Annotated in this window: 18 protein-coding genes; 14 read left to right on the plus strand and 4 right to left on the minus strand. The window is 46.7% G+C overall.

Annotated features, from left to right (window positions below; translation table 11 throughout):
- Positions 1 to 206 precede the first annotated feature (206 nt).
- Genes MHB62_RS03870 through MHB62_RS03890 form a run of 5 tightly spaced genes read left to right on the plus strand, consistent with a single transcriptional unit; the run spans position 207 to position 5,024 of the window.
- Positions 207 to 971: a glucose-1-phosphate cytidylyltransferase gene (locus MHB62_RS03870; RefSeq protein WP_003244408.1), complete on the plus strand. Its 765-nt coding sequence runs from the start codon at positions 207 to 209 to the stop codon at positions 969 to 971.
- Positions 972 to 977: 6 nt separating this feature from the next.
- Positions 978 to 1,946 carry a GDP-mannose 4,6-dehydratase gene (locus MHB62_RS03875; protein ID WP_003244102.1) on the plus strand — a complete coding sequence of 323 codons (969 nt, stop codon included), beginning with the start codon at positions 978 to 980 and terminating at the stop codon, positions 1,944 to 1,946.
- 23 nt (positions 1,947 to 1,969) lie between these two features.
- The gene (locus MHB62_RS03880) at positions 1,970 to 2,881 is read left to right on the plus strand and encodes a putative nucleotide-diphospho-sugar transferase (RefSeq protein ID WP_015715489.1); all 912 of its coding nucleotides are present in this window, start codon (positions 1,970 to 1,972) and stop codon (positions 2,879 to 2,881) included.
- 28 nt (positions 2,882 to 2,909) lie between these two features.
- Complete coding sequence (locus MHB62_RS03885; RefSeq protein WP_003233779.1) at positions 2,910 to 4,088, plus strand: glycosyltransferase family 2 protein; 1,179 nt, start codon at positions 2,910 to 2,912, stop codon at positions 4,086 to 4,088.
- On the plus strand, positions 4,089 to 5,024 hold the full coding sequence (locus MHB62_RS03890; RefSeq protein WP_015252589.1) for a putative nucleotide-diphospho-sugar transferase: 936 nt from the start codon (positions 4,089 to 4,091) through the stop codon (positions 5,022 to 5,024).
- 30 nt (positions 5,025 to 5,054) lie between these two features.
- Here the strand turns inward: MHB62_RS03890 and MHB62_RS03895 are convergent, their stop codons facing one another.
- The 3 genes from MHB62_RS03895 to MHB62_RS03905 all read right to left on the minus strand — a co-directional run bounded on the left by MHB62_RS03895 (position 5,055) and on the right by MHB62_RS03905 (position 8,581).
- The gene (locus MHB62_RS03895; protein ID WP_003243467.1) at positions 5,055 to 6,284 is read right to left on the minus strand and encodes an MFS transporter; all 1,230 of its coding nucleotides are present in this window, start codon (positions 6,282 to 6,284) and stop codon (positions 5,055 to 5,057) included.
- Positions 6,285 to 6,395: 111 nt separating this feature from the next.
- Entirely contained in the window at positions 6,396 to 7,103 is a 708-nt protein-coding gene (locus tag MHB62_RS03900; protein ID WP_015715490.1) for a YjjG family noncanonical pyrimidine nucleotidase, read from the minus strand.
- Between the two features lie 92 nt (positions 7,104 to 7,195).
- Positions 7,196 to 8,581 carry an amino acid permease gene (locus tag MHB62_RS03905; RefSeq protein WP_015715491.1) on the minus strand — a complete coding sequence of 462 codons (1,386 nt, stop codon included), beginning with the start codon at positions 8,579 to 8,581 and terminating at the stop codon, positions 7,196 to 7,198.
- Between the two features lie 249 nt (positions 8,582 to 8,830).
- Between MHB62_RS03905 and yfmT the strand changes: the two genes are divergently transcribed.
- The 7 genes from yfmT (at position 8,831) to MHB62_RS03940 (ending at position 16,004) form a co-directional block, all read left to right on the plus strand.
- Entirely contained in the window at positions 8,831 to 10,288 is a 1,458-nt protein-coding gene (yfmT, locus tag MHB62_RS03910; RefSeq protein WP_003244104.1) for a benzaldehyde dehydrogenase, read from the plus strand.
- Positions 10,289 to 10,757: 469 nt separating this feature from the next.
- Positions 10,758 to 11,162, plus strand: coding sequence for a methyl-accepting chemotaxis protein (locus MHB62_RS03915; RefSeq protein ID WP_369888597.1), 405 nt, complete (start codon positions 10,758 to 10,760; stop codon positions 11,160 to 11,162).
- Between the two features lie 134 nt (positions 11,163 to 11,296).
- Entirely contained in the window at positions 11,297 to 13,186 is a 1,890-nt protein-coding gene (locus tag MHB62_RS03920) for an ABC-F family ATP-binding cassette domain-containing protein (RefSeq protein ID WP_003244423.1), read from the plus strand.
- A 122-nt stretch (positions 13,187 to 13,308) separates the two neighbouring features.
- Positions 13,309 to 13,755, plus strand: a complete 447-nt coding sequence (locus MHB62_RS03925) for a YfmQ family protein (RefSeq protein WP_003243426.1) — start codon at positions 13,309 to 13,311, stop codon at positions 13,753 to 13,755.
- A gap of 124 nt (positions 13,756 to 13,879) precedes the next feature.
- Complete coding sequence (locus tag MHB62_RS03930; RefSeq protein ID WP_003243655.1) at positions 13,880 to 14,302, plus strand: MerR family transcriptional regulator; 423 nt, start codon at positions 13,880 to 13,882, stop codon at positions 14,300 to 14,302.
- A gap of 65 nt (positions 14,303 to 14,367) precedes the next feature.
- The gene (locus MHB62_RS03935) at positions 14,368 to 15,558 is read left to right on the plus strand and encodes an MFS transporter (RefSeq protein WP_015715492.1); all 1,191 of its coding nucleotides are present in this window, start codon (positions 14,368 to 14,370) and stop codon (positions 15,556 to 15,558) included.
- 290 nt (positions 15,559 to 15,848) lie between these two features.
- The gene (locus MHB62_RS03940) at positions 15,849 to 16,004 is read left to right on the plus strand and encodes a hypothetical protein (protein WP_010886440.1); all 156 of its coding nucleotides are present in this window, start codon (positions 15,849 to 15,851) and stop codon (positions 16,002 to 16,004) included.
- A gap of 119 nt (positions 16,005 to 16,123) precedes the next feature.
- On the opposite strand, the gene MHB62_RS03945 is transcribed toward MHB62_RS03940, so the two are convergent.
- Positions 16,124 to 17,680: an ABC-F family ATP-binding cassette domain-containing protein gene (locus MHB62_RS03945; RefSeq protein WP_003233752.1), complete on the minus strand. Its 1,557-nt coding sequence runs from the start codon at positions 17,678 to 17,680 to the stop codon at positions 16,124 to 16,126.
- 172 nt (positions 17,681 to 17,852) lie between these two features.
- Between MHB62_RS03945 and MHB62_RS03950 the strand changes: the two genes are divergently transcribed.
- Together MHB62_RS03950 and MHB62_RS03955 are read left to right on the plus strand one after the other, a co-directional pair.
- Positions 17,853 to 18,983, plus strand: a complete 1,131-nt coding sequence (locus MHB62_RS03950; protein WP_015715493.1) for a DEAD/DEAH box helicase — start codon at positions 17,853 to 17,855, stop codon at positions 18,981 to 18,983.
- Between the two features lie 67 nt (positions 18,984 to 19,050).
- Entirely contained in the window at positions 19,051 to 19,497 is a 447-nt protein-coding gene (locus tag MHB62_RS03955; protein ID WP_015252579.1) for a GNAT family N-acetyltransferase, read from the plus strand.
- Positions 19,498 to 19,547 lie beyond the last annotated feature (50 nt).

Raw genomic sequence — 19,547 nt, forward strand, 5'->3', positions numbered from 1 at the left:
GCCTTCGCTCAAGGCTCTTTTTTTGGTTATACAACCAACTTGAAAAAATAGATTCCATTTGGTCACCAAGGCTGGCTTTCTCTCATATCATTACAGTAGATTTTGAAACCGGATTGAAATCGGACAAATTATCGGGGAAATGCCTTGATAGATTGTGAAGATGTACCAGGTTTCGAACTCAATATTCATAGAGATGAGGGGTAGAGATGAAAGCGGTCATTCTCTGCGGCGGAAAAGGAACGAGAATGAGTGAAGTCACGAATGACATTCCTAAACCGCTCGCCATGATAGGCGGCAAACCGATTCTATGGCATATTATGAAAATTTATCAGTACTACGGAGTAAACGAGTTTATTCTGCTTTTGGGCTATAAAGGAGAAAAAATCAAGGAATACTTTCTCGACTATGAATGGAAGCACAACAGCCTGACACTCGACAGCTCTACGGGAGAGGTACAGATGCTGGGGCAGCCTGAAACGTGGAAAATTACGTTTTTGGAGACTGGGGTAGATACGCTGACAGCCGGAAGAATCTTGCAGGCGAAAGACTATATCGGTGATGAAACATTTCTGCTCACCTATGGAGACGGGCTGGCCAATATCAATCTTTTCCATCTCATCAGCTATCATCAGACAAAAGGTGCTGCCGCGACTGTCACCGGCATTGACAAAGTCTCGCAGTTTGGCACCTTGACAGTTGAGGATGGCATGGCGAAAACATTTTCTGAGAAGACATCAAGTGATGGAATCATCAACGGCGGATTCTTCGTTCTTAGTCCAAAGGTTTTCGATTATTTGCCGAAGGACGGGAACACGATGTTCGAAGATGAACCGCTGAAGAACCTTGCCAAAGATGGGGAGCTTGCTGTGTACCGCCATTACGGATTTTGGACGGCCATCGATACGTATAAAAATCTCTTAGAAGTCAACAAAATGTGGAATCAAGGACAACAAGTATGGAAGGTATGGTGAATTGATTTGAGTTTCTGGAAAAATAAAAACGTATTTGTCACGGGATGCACAGGTCTTTTAGGAAGCTATTTGGTGAAAGAGCTGATCGAACAGGGCGCAAACGTTACGGGGCTAGTCAGGGATCATGTGCCTCAATCCAATCTTTATCAGGGAGAACATATCAAGAAAATGAACATCGTGCGGGGCTCTCTTGAGGACTTGGCTGTGATTGAACGCGCGCTTGGCGAGTATGAGATCGACACAGTCTTTCATCTTGCTGCACAAGCGATTGTCGGCGTGGCAAACCGCAACCCGATTTCTACCTTTGAAGCGAATATCCTCGGCACCTGGAATATTCTCGAAGCCTGCCGCAAGCATCCGTTAATTAAGCGGGTCATTGTCGCTTCAAGTGATAAAGCTTACGGCGATCAAGAAAACCTTCCATACGATGAAAACATGCCGCTGCAAGGCAAGCACCCGTACGACGTCTCAAAAAGCTGCGCAGATCTGATCAGCCACACCTATTTTCACACGTACGGGCTTCCGGTCTGCATTACGCGCTGCGGAAACTTATACGGCGGCGGAGATTTGAACTTCAACCGCATCATTCCTCAGACGATTCAGCTTGTGCTGAACGGGGAAGCGCCGGAAATCCGAAGCGACGGCACATTTGTACGGGACTACTTCTATATTGAAGACGCCGTTCAGGCTTATCTGCTTCTTGCAGAAAAAATGGAAGAAAACAATCTTGCCGGAGAGGCCTTTAACTTCAGCAATGAGATCCAGCTGACCGTACTTGAACTGGTAGAGAAAATATTAAAGAAAATGAACAGTAATCTGAAACCTAAGGTGCTGAATCAGGGAAGCAATGAAATCAAACATCAATATTTATCCGCGGAAAAAGCAAGAAAGCTGCTGAATTGGACACCGGCCTACACTATTGATGAGGGACTTGAAAAAACGATTGAGTGGTATACGGAATTCTTCAAAAAGTAATGTGAAACGAGGTGAACAAGACTGTGACCAGCGCGTATTGCACCGTTTTATCAAAAGGAAGATTATATCAGGCAGTCGCTTTGTTTAAGTCGTTAGAGCAAGTTGATCAAGACAGTCCCATTTTTATACTTTGCATGGATGAAGATACGCACCGCGTGTTACAGAAGCTGAAGATGAAGCAGCTGAACCTTGTGCCGGTGGCCGCTCTTGAAAATGAATTGCTGCTGAAGCTGAAGGAAACTAGAGATCAAAGTGAGTATTGCTGGACGATGAAGCCGATCTTTCTGCAAGCTGTGCTGAACAGCAATCCTGAGCTGGAGCGTGTGACGTATATTGACGGGGATCTCTTTTTCTATGCAGATCCATCGCCGATTTTTGAAAACCAGCCGGACTGCTCGGTGTTGCTTTCACGGGGGGATATTGTAATCCCTTCTTTTGAGAAAGAGCAGATTGACATGCTGCAGCGTCTTTTAGGCAGATATAATTCCGGGTTTATCAGCTTCAAGCATGATGATGCAGGCACGGATTGCTTGGGGTGGTGGAAGGAACGCTGTCTTGAGGAATGCAAAAATGCACCGGGTGAAGGAAAATTCGGTGATCAGGGCTATTTGGATTATATGTCTGAGCTGTTTCCGAATGTGTGTGACATTACAACACCCGGCGTGAACATCGGGCATTGGAATTATGGGCAGCATACGTTTTCCTGGAATGATGGCCGGATCGTGCTGGAGGATGGCAGTCCGCTGATCTTTTATCATTTCAGCGGATACCGAATCGTCAGCATCAATGAAATCAAACAGATTCATGAAACAACCCGCACAGATCTGCCGTTTGTGCATGAACTGTATCAAGAGACACTGCCGCATATCATTCAGCACATGCAAACGTTAGACCCTGAATTTAACGGTTTTGCTTCAAAAGATGACAACAAATAAATGAGTAAATACAGGAAGTGAAAATGAAGTGAAAGCAAGCGTTATTATTCCTGCATATAATTCGAAGGAGCGTCTTTACAACAGCCTTCTGTCATTAAACCAGCAGGAGTGCGATGAAGAATTCGAAGTCATTGTAGCGGACAATGGCTCTGAGGACGGGACGCTCTCGATGCTTGAGTCATTTCAAGCTGATTTTCCGCTGATCTTTACACGGATTAAAGAAAACAGGGGCATTGCGTACGGACGAAATCAGGCGCTTCGCAATGCCAGAGGAGACATCCTGATTTTCCATGACAGCGATATGCTTGCGGCAAAGGACCTTGTGGCAAAACATATTAAAGCCCATGAGAACGAAGAGAATCTCGTCGTGTGCGGGTTGTTTTGGAAACGGATCTACAGTTTTTACTATGAACGATTTGAAGAAGAACATAAGGAACAGCTCGCAAAGCTCACAGGTGAAATGCCGAAGAAAGACAAACAAAAGCTGCTGGAGGAAGCGGACATCAAAAACGGAAGCTTTCTTGATAAAAGCTTTGACCTCGATACCGACTTTATAGACGTGCTCAAGAAGATTTTAGATGAGTACGGCGATGACTTGAAAGGCTATCATATGCCATGGCGCTTTTTTATCACGAATAATTCCTCTGTGAAACGCAAGCATGTGGTTGACCTCGGTTTATTTGACGAAGGCATTGTGCGGTACGGGTTTGAGGATTATGACCTCGGGATCAGGCTTCATCAGGCCGGATTGACCTTCAGGCTTCGCCGTGATATTGTCAGTGTTCATCAGGAACATCCAAGCAATTGTAAGTCTGTAGACGATATTCGGGCAAACATTGCCTATATGTGCGATAAATACAATAACATCCGCTCCTTAGACGTTCATCTCGCTTTTAATGGGCCGTTCCCGCCTGACATGACGAACAGAATCATGGCTGATATTCAAAAGCTGCTGGAATCACAGAAATATGATATGCTGCTGAATCTGTTTCTTGAGCTTCTGCATGTTGTTAAAGAGCGCAACATTGATCCGGATTGGCGAAAGAAATCCCCAAGGGTGACGGCGAAAAGCTTTGATTTGCAAACTGTCCGCAAGCTTCTGCCTAAGGCGAAGAAAAAGCTAGGCGTGAACGATTTTGCCAACGCACTGTATGCGCTTGTCAACGATTTGCTGCACGTGGATCTTAGATCATTGGATGTGGTATAAGTGAGTACATTTCATTTTTCAACGATAGTGTCAAGGACACATATCTTTAAGCTCATGCCTATGATTCATTCTCTCCATGAGCATTGCGATGATTTTCATTTATATGTGCTGTGTGTCGACCAGAAAGCGTATGAATTGCTTCAGCACGTTCCATGGGAGCATGTAACCTTTGTGCAGCTGCATGAAATGGAAGACCCGGAGCTGTTGAAAGCGAAAAGCAACAGAACGTTTCATGAATATTGCTGGACGTTAAAGCCCGCCTTTTTGTTTCATGTGATGAGCAAGTGGGATGACGCTGAATACTTTGCCCATATGGATACGGATCTATTTTTCTTTTCTGATCCGGCACGTATTTTTGCAGAAAACCCAACGGCGTCTCTGTATTTGACTGATCATCGTAATTCGCCGCGCTTCATGTCCTACTACGACCGAACCGGACGCTTTAATACAGGCTTTGTCGGCGCCGGTAATACAAAGGAAGCATATGAAGCGGTGTGGCAGTGGAGACAGGACTGTATTGAATTTTGCACGGTCGAAATGGATACGGAACGAAAGACATATGGTGATCAAAGATATGTGGAGAAATGGCCGGAGCAGTTTAAAGGTGTTCATGTTGTCAAATCAATAGGAGCCAATACAGCGCTTTGGAATATCGAAAACTATAAGGTCGGGCAAAAGGACGGCCGCGTGTATATAGATGAAACGCCGCTGATTTTCTATCATTTCTCTGGGTTTACACTGGTGACAGAAAAAGAGTTTAATCTTTGCTGGTACTACCGGATTGAAGACGAAGCGACAATTGAGATGATTTATATGCCGTATATATTAAATCTGAAAAGATGGATTGATGAAATACAGTCGGCGTTTCCGGACTTTGCGGATGGCTTTATCCCGAAGCACGCAGTGCCTGACACTCATTTTATCCAGCTGGATTAAAAAACCCCCTGCCGCCTGGCAGGGGTTTTTTCAGCTATGCCATTCTCTCAGCTTCTGGTCACTTGGCAATAGGAAGGCAAGGATGCCGAGAACAGGGAGAAAGGCAATGGCGATCATCGTCGGGGTCAGGCCCGCGGCGTCAATCAGAGCGCCCAGCGCCACAGCGCCGATTGCGCCCATCCCGAAGGCAAGCCCGACGGTTAAACCGGACATTGTGCCGATTTTTCCAGGAACTAGCTCCTGTGCGTAGACGACCGTTACAGAAAAGCTCGACATCAGAACCAAGCCAATCAATGCGAGCACGCCATAGGCGAGAACCGGGCCGGCAAATGGCAGCACAATCGCCAGCGGCGCCGAGCATAACAGCGAACCGAGGATAACGAAGCGTTTTCCAAAACGGTCTGCAAGCGGGCCGCCGAGAAACGTGCCGATTGCGCCGAACAGCAAGAAGACAAAAATATAGCTTTGTGCCTGCTGAATGCTTACGTGATATGTATCCATCGCGTAAAACGTGTAAAAGTTACCGATCGCACTCGTATACCAAGAACGAGCAAAAATGAGAAATATAATAATAATAAGAGCAGATACAACAGATTTGGTGATGGCCGTGTTTTCAGCCGTTTTCTTTTGTTTGCCTGATTTCTGGGCAAGGCTGCCGAGACGTGAGGCGTACCATTTCGCGATATACATGAGAAACATAACAGCAAGCGCGGCGACAAGCGTGAACCAAACAGCGCCGAATTGCCCGAGCGGCACAAGGATCAGCGCGGTGATCAGCGGCGCCATCGCCTGGCCTGAGTTTCCGCCCACCTGATAAATCGACTGGGCGAGCCCGCGTTTTGTGCCGGCGGCCATATACGCCACACGGGAGCCCTCCGGATGGAAAATGGCCGAGCCTAATCCAATGAAAAACACACAGCATAAGATCGTTATGAATGACGGGGCAAATGCAAGGCCCAAAATGCCAAGCATGCTGGCGGTCAAACCGACTGGCAGCGCATACGGCCGCGGCCGTTTATCGGTATACCAGCCGACAACAGGCTGCATGACGGATGACACCATGTTTAATGTGAAAGCAATGATGCCGAGCTGTGTAAACGTCAGGCTCATGGAGCGTTCCAAAATAGGGAACATGGCCGGAATCACAGCCTGAAGCGAATCGTTGAGCATATGGCAAATTCCGATAATAATCAAAATCGGATACACCGTGGTGCCTGGTTTTTGAACTGTTTTTTCTTTTAACGGGGCGGCGATAGCCAATTGAGTCTCCTCCTTACATATATAACCAAAGCATACCACCATATTATTCATAAGGTGAAGAATTTATCAAGAGGAAAAAAGACTCTTATGAAAGAAACGCCGTCAGCCTGATTAGCAGCTGACAGTATTTTCGATATTCAAAATGTGATATAGCTCTTCAAGCTTACGAATCTCATAGGTTGGTATGATCTCTGGCACATTCGGCTTCATGTCAGGGTTCATCCAGCAAGTATCAAGCCCGGCGAGCTGTCCGCCTTTGATATCAGCAGTCAGTGAATCCCCAATGATTAATGTGTGCTCTGCTGAAAATTGAGGAATCCGTTCAAATACGTAATCGAAATATTCCTTCATCGGCTTTTGGAAGCCTGTGTCTTCAGAAACGAAAATGTCCTTGAAGAATGGAAATAATCCTGAATCATGGAGACGCTTATATTGTGTGTGAGACACACCGTTTGTCACGATGTACAAATCATACTGTTGCTGCAGATTTGAGATGAGATCAAATGCACCGTCAATAAGCTGATGTCCTTCTTCAAGAAAGCGGCGGTATTTTTGCTCAAGCAAGGCGCCGTCCGCTTCGTAACCGTACTCCTTGAGCAAAGCGGAGAAACGTGTGTTTACGACTTCATCCCGTGTCATCTTACCTTCTTCAAAGGCTCTCCAGAGACCTTGATTGATGGTTTTATACTGCGCCTTCATGTCATTTGTTAAAGGAATGTTCTGATCTTCAAACAGCAAACGCAGGGCTAAAGCTTCTGCCGCTTGAAAATCAAGGATGGTATCATCTACATCAAATAATAAAGTGCGGTATCGTTTCATCTGTGTGTCTCCCTTTCCTCATATGTATTCAAAGTATAGCACATAAAAAAAGGAAAAAGCCGGCGGGTGAGGCACCGCCGGCTGAAAAGAGATTATTTGTTTAATAAGCTGTGTTTTCTCGAATATAGGAAGTAAACCAGCGTTCCGACAGCGATCCAGATGACAAATGAAAGCCATGTGACGCCGGGAAGGCTGTACATGAACCAAAGGCAGATGCCTGCGCTGATAATCGGCACAACCGGAACGAACGGCACTCTGAAGGACGCCTTGATTTCAGGATGTTTTTTTCTTAGCACAATGACAGCAACGGAAATGACCGTAAACGCGGCAAGTGTTCCCATGTTCACCAGATGGGCCAGCGTTCCGAGGTTAATAAAGCCGGCGATTCCCGCTGCAACGATCCCTGTCAGCCATGTGTTGCGGAACGGGGTTTTAAATGACGGATGAACCTTTGCGAACAATCCAGGCAGAAGGCCGTCTCTGCTCATGGCAAATGTCAAACGAACCTGAGCGTACAGCAAAGCGAGCATCACCGTCGTAATCCCGATAATCGCACCGACAGAAATAATTCCGGCAACAGCGTCCTGTCCGACGAATTTCAGCGCAAAAGATACAGGATCTCCGACATTCAATTTGGCATAAGGCATCATGCCTGTCAGCACAAGCGATACCGCGATGTACAGAACCGTGCAGACGGCTAGAGCTGAAATAATGCCGACGGGCATGTTTTTTTGCGGATTTTTCACTTCCTCTGATGCGTTTGAAACCGCGTCAAACCCAAGGTACGCGAAGAATACAGTGGCAGCGCTAAGTATGACGCCTTTCATCCCGAATGGCATAAAAGGAGACCAGTTGTCCGGTTTCACATAGCCGATGCCGACAATAATGAACAATAAAATGATCGCGATTTTCATCAGTACAATAACGTTGTTAAAGCGTGTGCTTTCCTTGACGCCTCTGCTGACAATCGCAGTGATGAGGAGAATGATCACCGCAGCCGGAAGGTTAAATACGGCGCCCGCCGTGCTTCCCGGCGCTCCTGTCAGTGCAGCCGGAATATGAAGATTGAAGCCGGCAAGCAGTGATTGAAAGTATGAAGACCAGCCGGTGGCAACCGCCGACAGTGCAATGACATATTCAAGCATGAGATCCCATCCGATCAAAAAGGCGAGCAGCTCTCCAAGTGTCACGTATGAGTATGAGTACACGCTTCCCGAAATCGGAATGGAAGACGAAAACTCAGCATAACAGAAAGCAGCCAGCGCACAGGCGAGCCCCGCTAAAATAAACGATATGATGAGGGCGGGACCTGCACCGGTCGCTGCCACTGTTCCTGTAATGACAAAAATCCCTGTACCGATGACACAACCGATACCGAGCAAGGTTAAATCAAATGCGCTTAACGTACGGGCAAGGCTTTTTGACTTGCTCTGCGCACTCAATGTTTCAAGCGGTTTTTTTCTAAATAATGAACTCATCAAAAGTTCCTCCTAGAAATATTCAAAATATTCTAATCATTATATGCAGTTCTTGTTGTATTATATTGTCGAAATTTGACGTAGTCAATAAAATATTTTTCTGCTTTAAATGATAGAAGCGAAACAGCGTTGTCGTATCATAGGATAGTAATTTTTACTAATCGTATATTCAATTTTATGCAAGATGAACCGATAGAAAAAATAGATTCGCCCATATTTTGATTTGCGGTTATAAAGGAGATGCTGACCATGTTTCAATATGAAGAGTTGAATAAACAGTTTATCGGCGGGAAATGGCAGGAGGGCAGCAGCCCAAATGTATTGGAAAACAAAAATCCTTATACTCAAAAAACATTCACAACATTCCGTAAAGCGACTGCTGACGATGTAGATGAAGCGTATCGGGCAGCGGCGCTGGCAAAGAAAAAATGGGATGCGGTCAACCCGTTCGAGAAAAGAACCATTTTAGAAAAAGCCGTCACGTATATTGAAGAAAATGAAGAAGCCATTATTTATTTGATTATGGAGGAGCTAGGCGGTACAAGGCTCAAAGCAGCTTTTGAAATCGGTCTTGTCAAAAACATCATAAAAGAAGCGGCAACGTTCCCAATCCGCATGGAGGGGAAAATTCTTCCGTCAACAATAGATGGCAAGGAAAACAGATTATATCGCGTGCCGGCAGGCGTTGTCGGTGTCATCAGTCCGTTTAACTTCCCATTCTTTTTATCTATGAAATCAGTGGCGCCTGCACTCGGAGCCGGCAATGGCGTTGTGCTAAAGCCGCATGAGGAAACGCCGATTTGCGGCGGAACGCTGATTGCGAAAATTTTTGAGAACGCGGGAATTCCAGCGGGGCTGCTGAATGTTGTTGTCACAGACATTGCTGAAATCGGCGACAGCTTCGTTGAGCATCCAGTGCCGCGGATCATCTCATTTACCGGTTCTACGAAAGTCGGCAGCTACATCGGACAGCTTGCGATGAAGCATTTTAAAAAGCCGCTTCTTGAGCTTGGCGGGAACAGCGCCTTCATCGTACTTGAGGATGCAGATATAGAATATGCGGTCAATGCGGCGGTGTTCAGCCGATTTACACATCAAGGGCAGATTTGCATGTCAGCCAACCGCGTGCTTGTTCATTCTTCTATTTATGACAAGTTCCTTGAGCTGTACCAGGCAAAAGTGGAATCGCTGAAAGTCGGCGACCCAATGGACCCTGATACGATTATCGGGCCATTAATCAACAGCAGACAGACGGACGGGCTGATGAAGACTGTAGAGCAAGCAATTGAAGAAGGCGCTGTACCAGTGAAGCTTGGCGGATTTAACGGGACGATCGTGGAACCGACGATCTTAAAAGACGTCAAACCGTTCATGAGCATTGCCAAGGAAGAGCTGTTCGGACCAGTCGTCTCCTTTATGAAGTTTGATTCAGAAGACGAAGCGGTGGATATCGCAAACGAAACCCCGTTTGGCTTGAGCGGTGCCGTACATACGTCAAATCTTGAGCGCGGCGTGGCTTTTGCGAAACGCATTGAAACAGGCATGATTCACGTCAATGACACGACCATCAATGATGAACCGAATGTAGCCTTCGGCGGTGAAAAGCAATCAGGCCTCGGCCGTTTAAACGGTGAGTGGAGCCTCGAAGAATTTACAACGCTGAAATGGATCTCGGTCCAGCACGAAAAACGCAGCTTCCCTTATTAATGAAAAGGAGTGAATGGAATTGACCATAAATACGGAAAAAGAAACCGCAGATATTCTGGACGCATTTATCAAAGTAGCCCCTTATTTAAACAGCCTGGTTCAGGATGATATTACAATCGGCATTTATGATACGGAAAAACTGCTCGTGAATATACCGGCCAAAACCTTTTCGCTGAACGTAAAAGCCGGCGATCCGCTGCAGGAAGGGGATATCATCACAGATGCCATCCGCAGCAATCAGAAGAAGACGAGCATGGTTCCGAAAGAATTGTTCGGCTTCCCATTGATCGCGCGTGCCATCCCGCTGCACGACGAGAATGGAAGAGTCATTGGAGGCGTCGGCCTCGGAACGAGCCTTGAGGAGTCGTCAAAGCTGCATGATGTCGCGGAAAGCTTATCAGCTGTTGTTGAACAAACAGCCGCGGCTATTTCCGACATTTCTGAATCAATTAACGGGTTTTCAACTCAAATGTCGGGCATTTCCTCTCAGGCGAAAAAAGTAAGCGAAAGCGCCGGTGAAATCGCCGATATTTCAGTAACTGTTAAAGGCATCTCGGACCAAAGCAATCTGCTCGGCTTGAACGCCGCGATCGAAGCGGCAAGAGCAGGGGAGTCCGGAAAAGGATTCTCTGTCGTCGCAGATGAGATCAGAAAGCTAGCGACGCATTCAAAAGAAAATGTCGGCCAAATTGACCAGATTACGAAAAAAATCCACAGCCTGCTGAAAGGGCTGGAGGAATCCATTGAGTCGATTAACCAGCATACAGACGGACAAGCCGCTGCTGTTGAACAAATTTCCGCCACGATGCAGGAGATTTCAGGAAGCGCGCAGCATCTTGCGAAAATGGCCGAAAAAGCGCTTGAGGAAGAGTAAGAGACCGGGGACAAACATCCCCGGTCTTTTTCTTATCCTGCATTTCCATGAAATTCGTCTGACGTTTTACTAGTTTTATTCCAGCGGCTGATTTAAAATGTACACATGAACTTACGTGAGGATTGATAGGAACCATGAGCATATTAAAAGCGGAAAATCTTTATAAAACATACGGAGATAAAACATTATTTGACCATATCTCCTTTCATATTGAAGAGAATGAGAGAATCGGATTAATCGGGCCGAACGGAACAGGAAAATCAACGCTGTTGAAAGTGATTGCCGGCTTGGAATCTATCGAAGAAGGAGAAATCACGAAATCCGGAAGCGTGCAGGTCGAATTTCTTCATCAAGACCCGGAGCTGCCTGCGGGGCAAACAGTGCTGGAGCATATCTATTCCGGTGAATCGGCTGTGATGAAAACCTTGCGTGAATATGAAAAAGCGCTGTATGAACTGGGGAAAGATCCCGAAAATGAACAGCGCCAGAAACACCTGCTGGCAGCACAAGCGAAAATGGACGCGAACAATGCATGGGATGCAAACACCTTGGCAAAAACCGTATTGTCTAAGCTGGGCGTCAACGACGTAACAAAACCGGTCAATGAGCTCTCAGGCGGCCAGAAAAAACGGGTGGCCATTGCCAAAAACTTAATTCAGCCCGCTGATTTGCTCATTTTGGACGAGCCGACAAACCATTTGGATAATGAAACGATTGAGTGGCTTGAAGGGTATTTAAGCCAATATCCCGGCGCCGTCATGCTGGTGACGCACGATAGATATTTCTTAAACCGTGTCACCAACCGCATTTATGAGCTTGAAAGAGGCAGCCTCTACACTTACAAAGGCAACTATGAAGTGTTTTTAGAAAAACGCGCGGAACGGGAAGCGCAGGCTGAGCAAAAGGAAACGAAGCGGCAAAACCTGCTGCGCCGCGAACTGGCTTGGCTCAGACGAGGAGCGAAAGCCCGCTCCACAAAACAAAAAGCGAGAATTGACCGGGTAGAGACGCTTAAAGAGCAGACAGGCCCTCAGTCATCAGGTTCACTCGATTTTGCCATTGGCTCGCACCGTCTCGGAAAACAGGTTATTGAAGCGGAGAACGTCATGATCGCTTATGACGGCCGCATGCTCGTCGACCGTTTTAATGAACTTGTCATACCAGGTGAACGGATCGGGATCATCGGGCCAAACGGCATCGGGAAAACAACGCTGTTAAATGCCCTTGCCGGCCGTCATACGCCGGACGGAGGCGATATTACGATCGGACAGACGGTCAGAATCGGCTACTATACTCAGGATCATAGTGAAATGAACGGTGAGTTAAAAGTCATTGACTATATAAAAGAAACGGCGGAGGTCGTAAAAACGGCAGATGGCGATATGATTACAGCTGAACAAATGCTCGAGCGTTTCCTCTTCCCGCGTTCGATGCAGCAGACGTATATCCGCAAGCTGTCCGGCGGGGAAAAACGCCGTTTATACTTGCTTCAGGTTCTCATGCAGGAGCCGAATGTCCTGTTTCTCGATGAGCCGACGAACGATTTGGATACTGAAACATTAAGCGTTCTTGAGGATTATATTGACCAGTTCCCAGGCGTCGTCATCACCGTATCCCATGACCGCTATTTCCTTGACCGCGTCGTCGACCGTTTGATTGTATTTGAAGGAAATGGTGTCATTTCCCGCTTTCAAGGCTCCTATAGCGACTATATGGAGGAGTCAAAAGCGAAAAAAGCGGCCCCAAAACCGGCAGCTGAGGAAAAAACGGCTGAAGCCGAGCCGAAGAAAAAACGGAAAAAGCTTTCTTACAAAGACCAGTTGGAATGGGACGGCATCGAAGATAAAATTGCCCAGCTGGAAGAAAAGCATGAACAGCTTGAAGCTGACATCGCCGCAGCAGGCAGTGATTTTGGCAAAATCCAAGAGCTGATGGCCGAGCAGGCGAAAACGGCGGAAGAGCTTGAGGCTGCGATGGACCGCTGGACAGAATTGTCCCTCATGATCGAAGAACTGGAAAGCTAAAAAGCGTGGCCGCAGCAGGCCGCGCTTTTTTTCACATAATGGACAAAAACGAACCGGCCTGCTTATGTTAGGATAAAGTTGTGTGTCAGCGGCACATGGAAAACTAACGGAGATGATGAAGTATGACATGGGCGATCGTGATGTTAATTCTCATGAGTCTGGTGAAAATCGTATTAACCTGTCTTCCTACAGGCGTCATAGAATGGCTGCTCGGCAAATTTGAAGTGCACGCCAAGCTGAGTGACGAAAATGCGAGTCTCTCTCTAGATGGAAAACGCCTCGAGGGTGCAGAGAAGCAGAAAGTGATTGATCAATTTAACGAAGCTATCTTCCTGGAAAAATATTATATCTATCCAGGTGATGAAGAGCGTTATTTACATCCGGAAAACGGCGGCACGCCTCTGGTGATAGATACAAAAAAAGGAAAAAAAGACGTGAAGCTGTTCGTGTACCGCTACGACGACCATATCGACGTCGTGAAACAGTACAAGAAGAAAGTGATCGCGTATCGAGTGCTTTCTGAAAGCCTTCAAAAAGAGTCTCTGTCAGTGGCGGGAAGTTTAGCTTAAACAGGAAAGTGAAAGACGGGTGCTGTATGCTGCTCGTCTTTTTTATTGTTTTTTAAAACTTAACGTTTACGTTAAGGTTCAAAAGGTGTATAATGGTAACAGAAACGGCGAAGGGGGATTTACCTTGGAATGGATGAAGATTGATCAAGTGGCCAAAAGAAGCGGGCTGACAAAGCGGACCATCCGGTTTTATGAAGAAATCGGCTTGATTCCGGCGCCGAAACGGACAGACGGCGGTGTAAGGCTTTATTCAGAGGATGATATGGAGGAGCTTGAGAAAGTCATCAGCACAAAAGAGGTGCTCGGTTTTTCCCTTCAGGAGCTTCAGCATTTCATGGAAACCAGCCGCCAGCTAGAGTTAAACAAAGAGGGGTATTTGTTGTCACTGGATCCTAAGGAACGGAAAGAAAAACTGGAGGAAATTCAGGAAACCCTGAATCACCAGCTGGATTTGATTGATGAGAAAATCCGCACATTCCAAAGCTTTAAAGAACGCCTGCAGGGCATGAAAGGCAAAGCGGAACGCGCCATTCAATCAATCGAATGAAAAGTTTGTTAAACGCTATTTTTGTAGCGTTTCTTTTAATGGAATAAAGATGGAGGTCAGGTCAAATGGATAAGACAACACAAGTGAATCAGAAAACAGGCTTGCTCAGCCAGCCGAAAGCGGTATGGGCTGTCGCGTTTGCCTGTGTGATTTCCTTTATGGGAATCGGGCTGGTTGATCCAATTCTTCCGGCCATTGCCGCACAATTACATGCTTCACCTAGTGAAGTATCACTCTTGTTTACAAGTTATTTGCTTGTAACCGGATTTATGATGTTTTTCTCAGGAGCCATTTCCAGCCGCATCGGCGCGAAATGGACATTAATTCTCGGACTTATTTTTATTATTGTGTTTGCGGGGTTTGGCGGCAGCTCAAGCTCAATCGCTCAGTTAGTCGGCTATCGCGGCGGCTGGGGATTAGGGAATGCTTTGTTTATTTCAACAGCGCTTGCGGTCATCGTCGGTGTATCAGTCGGAGGAAGCGCCCAAGCGATTATTTTGTATGAGGCCGCGCTCGGTCTCGGGATTTCTGTCGGGCCGCTTGCAGGCGGAGAGCTCGGAAGCATTTCATGGCGCGCACCGTTTTTTGGAGTATCTGTCCTGATGTTTATTGCGTTAATCGCGATTTCTTTCATGCTTCCGAAGCTGCCGAAACCGGCGAAACGCGTCGGTGTGTTTGATGCGATGAAGGCACTCAAATATAAAGGCCTGCTGACAATGGCGGTATCGGCATTCCTATACAACTTTGGATTTTTTATTTTGCTAGCTTATTCTCCGTTCGTACTGGATTTAGATGAACACGGTCTTGGATATGTCTTCTTCGGCTGGGGCCTTCTGCTGGCGATTACGTCAGTCTTTACGGCGCCGCTCGTGCACAAAGCGCTGGGCACAGTGCGTTCGCTAGTCGTTCTCTTTATCGCCTTTGCGGCCATTCTCGTTATTATGGGGATCTGGACAGACCATCAGACTTTGATTATTACATGTATCGTTGTCGCTGGTGCTGTCCTCGGTATGGTGAATACGATCATGACAACCGCTGTGATGGGTTCTGCGCCGGTTGAACGTTCAATCGCGTCTTCAGCCTACAGCTCAGTCCGCTTCATCGGCGGCGCGCTCGCCCCGTGGATTGCAGGAATGCTGTCAGAACACTTTACTGCAAGCACACCATATACAGTAGGCGGAATCGTCGTTTTTGTCGGCATGCTTGTCCTTCTCATGGGACGTAAACATCTTGCTGGAATTAAGGCGGGGCATTAATAACGAAAGACACTGCGCATATGCAGTGTCTTTTTATTCGTTATAATGCATCATAATCGAATTGGTGCAGGAAAGGACAACCTTTATGACACAATTTTACTATTTTCCGGCTGAAAACTCCCTTTAGAAACCGGTTTTTTCGGTCAGCAAGAACGGCGTTCGCGGAAAGGGCATCCGCTTCGGTCAGGCATTGATGCGGCTGGGATTTATCTTGCAGAAGCTGAGAATGTGTCCGTTCATTTACGATTGCCATTTCAGTGATGGTTCATGCTGTAGAGGGGACGTTTGCCATGGATAAGGCAAAACCTGACGAATATGATCAGAAATGTTTAGAAACGCTCTATCAATACATACACAGCGTCATGAAAAACAGCTTTTCTCGGTCGAGTGGTTTACCGCTTGGGAAGATGAGGAGGATTTTGAGCTGTCTGCCAAAAGAGAGCTGACACTTGATGAATTCACATCTCCATTGCAGCTCATTTTAAAAGACAGAGAGCTTTTGAGAATCGTTCAGAAAAAATGGCAGTAAAAAACCCGCCCTTTAGCAGGCGGGTTTTTTTATAAATTAAAGCACTTTCGTCGTCCAAGACTCGCAGTTCCACGTTTCTGTCGCAATATCCATATAAAAGTCTGGCTCGTGGGAAATGAGCAGAATGGAGCCTTTATATTCTTTCAGGGCGCGCTTGAGCTCTTCCTTGGCATCGGCATCCAAGTGGTTTGTCGGCTCATCGAGCACCAGCAGGTTTGTTTCTGAGTTGATTAGCTTGCACAATCTGACTTTCGCTTTTTCGCCTCCGCTTAATACGGAGACGCGGCTTTCGATATGCTTTGTCGTCAGCCCGCATTTTGCCAGAGCGGCACGGATTTCATACTGCGTATAAGAAGGGAATTCGCTCCATACTTCTTCGATGCACGTATTGTTGTTTGTTTCCTTGACCTCTTGCTCGAAATAGCCGGTATAGATGTGCTCACCGCGTTCAACAGAGCCTTCGAGCGGCTGGATTTCACCAAGCAAACTTTTCAGCAATGTCGTTTTTCCGATCCCATTCGCGCCGTAAAGGGCGATTTTTTGGCCGCGCTCCATGCGGAGGTTGAGCGGACGGGACAGCGGGGAATCGTAACCGATCACGAGATCCTTCGTTTCAAAAATCAGCTTGCCTGACGTTCTCGCCGGCTTAAAGTGGAATTCCGGCTTTGGCTTTTCTGCCGCAAGCTCGATCATATCCATCTTATCGAGTTTCTTTTGGCGGGACATCGCCATGTTTCTCGTGCTGACACGCGCTTTGTTGCGGGCGACGAAATCCTTCAGCTCCGCGACTTCCTGCTGCTGCTTTTTGTAGGCCGCTTCAAGCTGCTGTTTTTTCACCTCGTAGACTTCCATAAACTGATGGTAGTCGCCGACATAACGTGTCAGCTCTTGATTTTCAACGTGATAAATCAGGTTGATGACACTATTCAAGAACGGAATATCGTGGGAAATCAGGATGAACGCGTTCTCGTATTCCTGCAGGTAGCGTTTCAGCCATTCAATATGCTGTTCATCAAGATAGTTGGTCGGCTCATCGAGAAGCAGAATTTCCGGCTTTTCAAGGAGAAGCTTAGCGAGAAGGACCTTTGTGCGCTGTCCGCCGCTCAAATCGGTGACATCTCGCTCTAAACCGATATCGCTCAAACCGAGACCGCGGGCGATTTCTTCCACCTTGGAATCAATGACATAAAAATCATTGTTTGTCAGCGCGTCTTGAATGACGCCGACTTCTTCAAGCAGCTTTTCGAGCTCGTCGGGATCAGCCTCGCCCATTTTGTTGTATATCTCGTTCATTTCCTCTTCCATCGCAAATAAATAATGGAATGCGTCTTTCAGGACGTCTCGAATGGATTTTCCTTTTTCCAGCACGGTATGCTGATCAAGGTATCCGACACGGACGTTTTTTGACCACTCGACTTTTCCCTCATCAGGTTCAAGCTTTCCGGTAATAATATTCATGAAGGTTGATTTTCCTTCACCGTTTGCGCCGATCAAACCGACGTGCTCGCCTTTTAACAGGCGGAAGGAAACGTTATTAAAAATGGCCCGGTCCCCGAAACCGTGGCTTAAATCCTTTACAGATAAAATACTCATGTTTACACCTCTATCGTTATCAAACACGCACAATCGGCGTGTAATATTCACTCTTTTGATTATAAAGGAGGATTCGGAATGTTGAAAGGTATAGGAAAGAAAAAGAAAAATTGCGTTCCGGGCGAGGTTTTGAGATACTATGGAATAGATTTCAGGAATTGAGGAGAACAAAATGACGCAAACTTGGCCATTTTTACATAATGCACAATCATTTATACAAGAGAATTGGAATGCTTCCGGCTTTCAAACGCCAACCCCTGTTCAAGAGCAGGCAGCCCAGCTGATCATGGACGGAAAGGACGTCATTGCAGAATCGCCGACAGGTACAGGGAAGACGCTGGCGTATGCGCTGCCGGTCTTGGAGCGGATCAAACCAGAGCAAAAGCATCCGCAGGCTGTGATTTTAGCGCCTTCCCGTGAGCTGGTCATGCAGATTTTTCAGGTGATTCAGGATTGGAAAGCGGGCTCAGAGCTGCGCGCGGCTTCCTTAATCGGCGGGGCGAATGTGAAGAAGCAGGTCGAAAAGCTGAAGAAACATCCGCATATCATCGTCGGCACGCCAGGCAGGGTATTTGAACTGATTAAAGCAAAGAAACTCAAAATGCATGAAGTGAAAACGATTGTACTTGATGAAGCGGATCAGCTTATCCTGCCGGAGCATCGCGAAACGATCAAACAAATTATTAAAACGACATTAAGAGACCGCCAGCTTCTATGTTTTTCCGCGACACTCAAAAAGGAAACAGAGGATGTGCTCCGCGAATTGGCGCAAGAGCCTGAGGTGTTGAAGGTACAGCGAAGCAAGGCGGAGGCAGGGAAAGTGAAACATCAATACCTGATTTGCGACCAGCGCGACAAAGTGAAGCTGCTGCAAAAGCTGTCAAGGCTTGAAGGCATGCAGGCACTCGTATTTGTGAGAGACATCGGCAACCTGAGTGTATATGCGGAAAAGCTGGCATATCACCACGTTGAACTCGGCGTTTTGCACAGTGAAGCGAAAAAAATGGAGCGGGCAAAAATCATTTCCGCATTCGAAGACGGAGAGTTTCCTCTTTTATTGGCGACTGACATTGCCGCACGCGGTTTAGACATTGAAAACCTGCCATACGTGATTCATGCTGATATTCCAGATGAAGATGGCTATGTCCACAGATCAGGACGAACAGGCCGGGCCGGAAAAGAAGGCAACGTGCTGAGCCTTGTGACAAAATTGGAGGAATCAAAGCTGAAAAAAATGGCGAAGAAGCTTGGTGTTGAGCTGAGTGAAGCTGTGTATGCAGGCGGAAAACTGAAGACGAAATAAAAAGGAGGGCGGAAAGCCCTTTTTTTGTTGTAAAATAATAGAAAAGATTTTGCGCGGAGGTGGGAAAATGGCTTCAATAGACAGGTTTCAAGTAATGCAGGAGCCAGAGCTGAAAATACTTGAACACTGGTTTGAGAATGAGGATACCAGACGGAGAATGGATGGGATGCTGCCATTAGATGAGTGGTACGCACGAGTAAATAAAGATAAACACGATACTGTCATCATGGCGTATGATGGACAGCTGCCGGCAGGGATGGTCGTTATTGAGTTCGGAGAGGAGCGGACGTATATTGGATTGATCGTCAATCCTTTGTACCGGCTTCAAGGGTACGGAAAACGGATACTGCAAAAGCTGATGACCGAACCTGATTTTACTAGCGTGCGAGAATGGGTGGCATGCATTGAAGAAGACAATCGAATCAGTTTAGCTTGCTTTCAAGCAGCAGGATTCACTTTAGAAGACACGGAACCTGATGAAGATGGTTTTCTTACGCTGATTCTTCGCAACTGATCTCATCGAAACACAAAAGGAGGGCAAAAAGCCCTCCCGTTTTCATCTTC

The sequence above is a fragment of the Bacillus sp. FSL K6-0255 genome (assembly GCF_045040725.1).
GTDB lineage: Bacteria > Bacillota > Bacilli > Bacillales > Bacillaceae > Bacillus > Bacillus subtilis.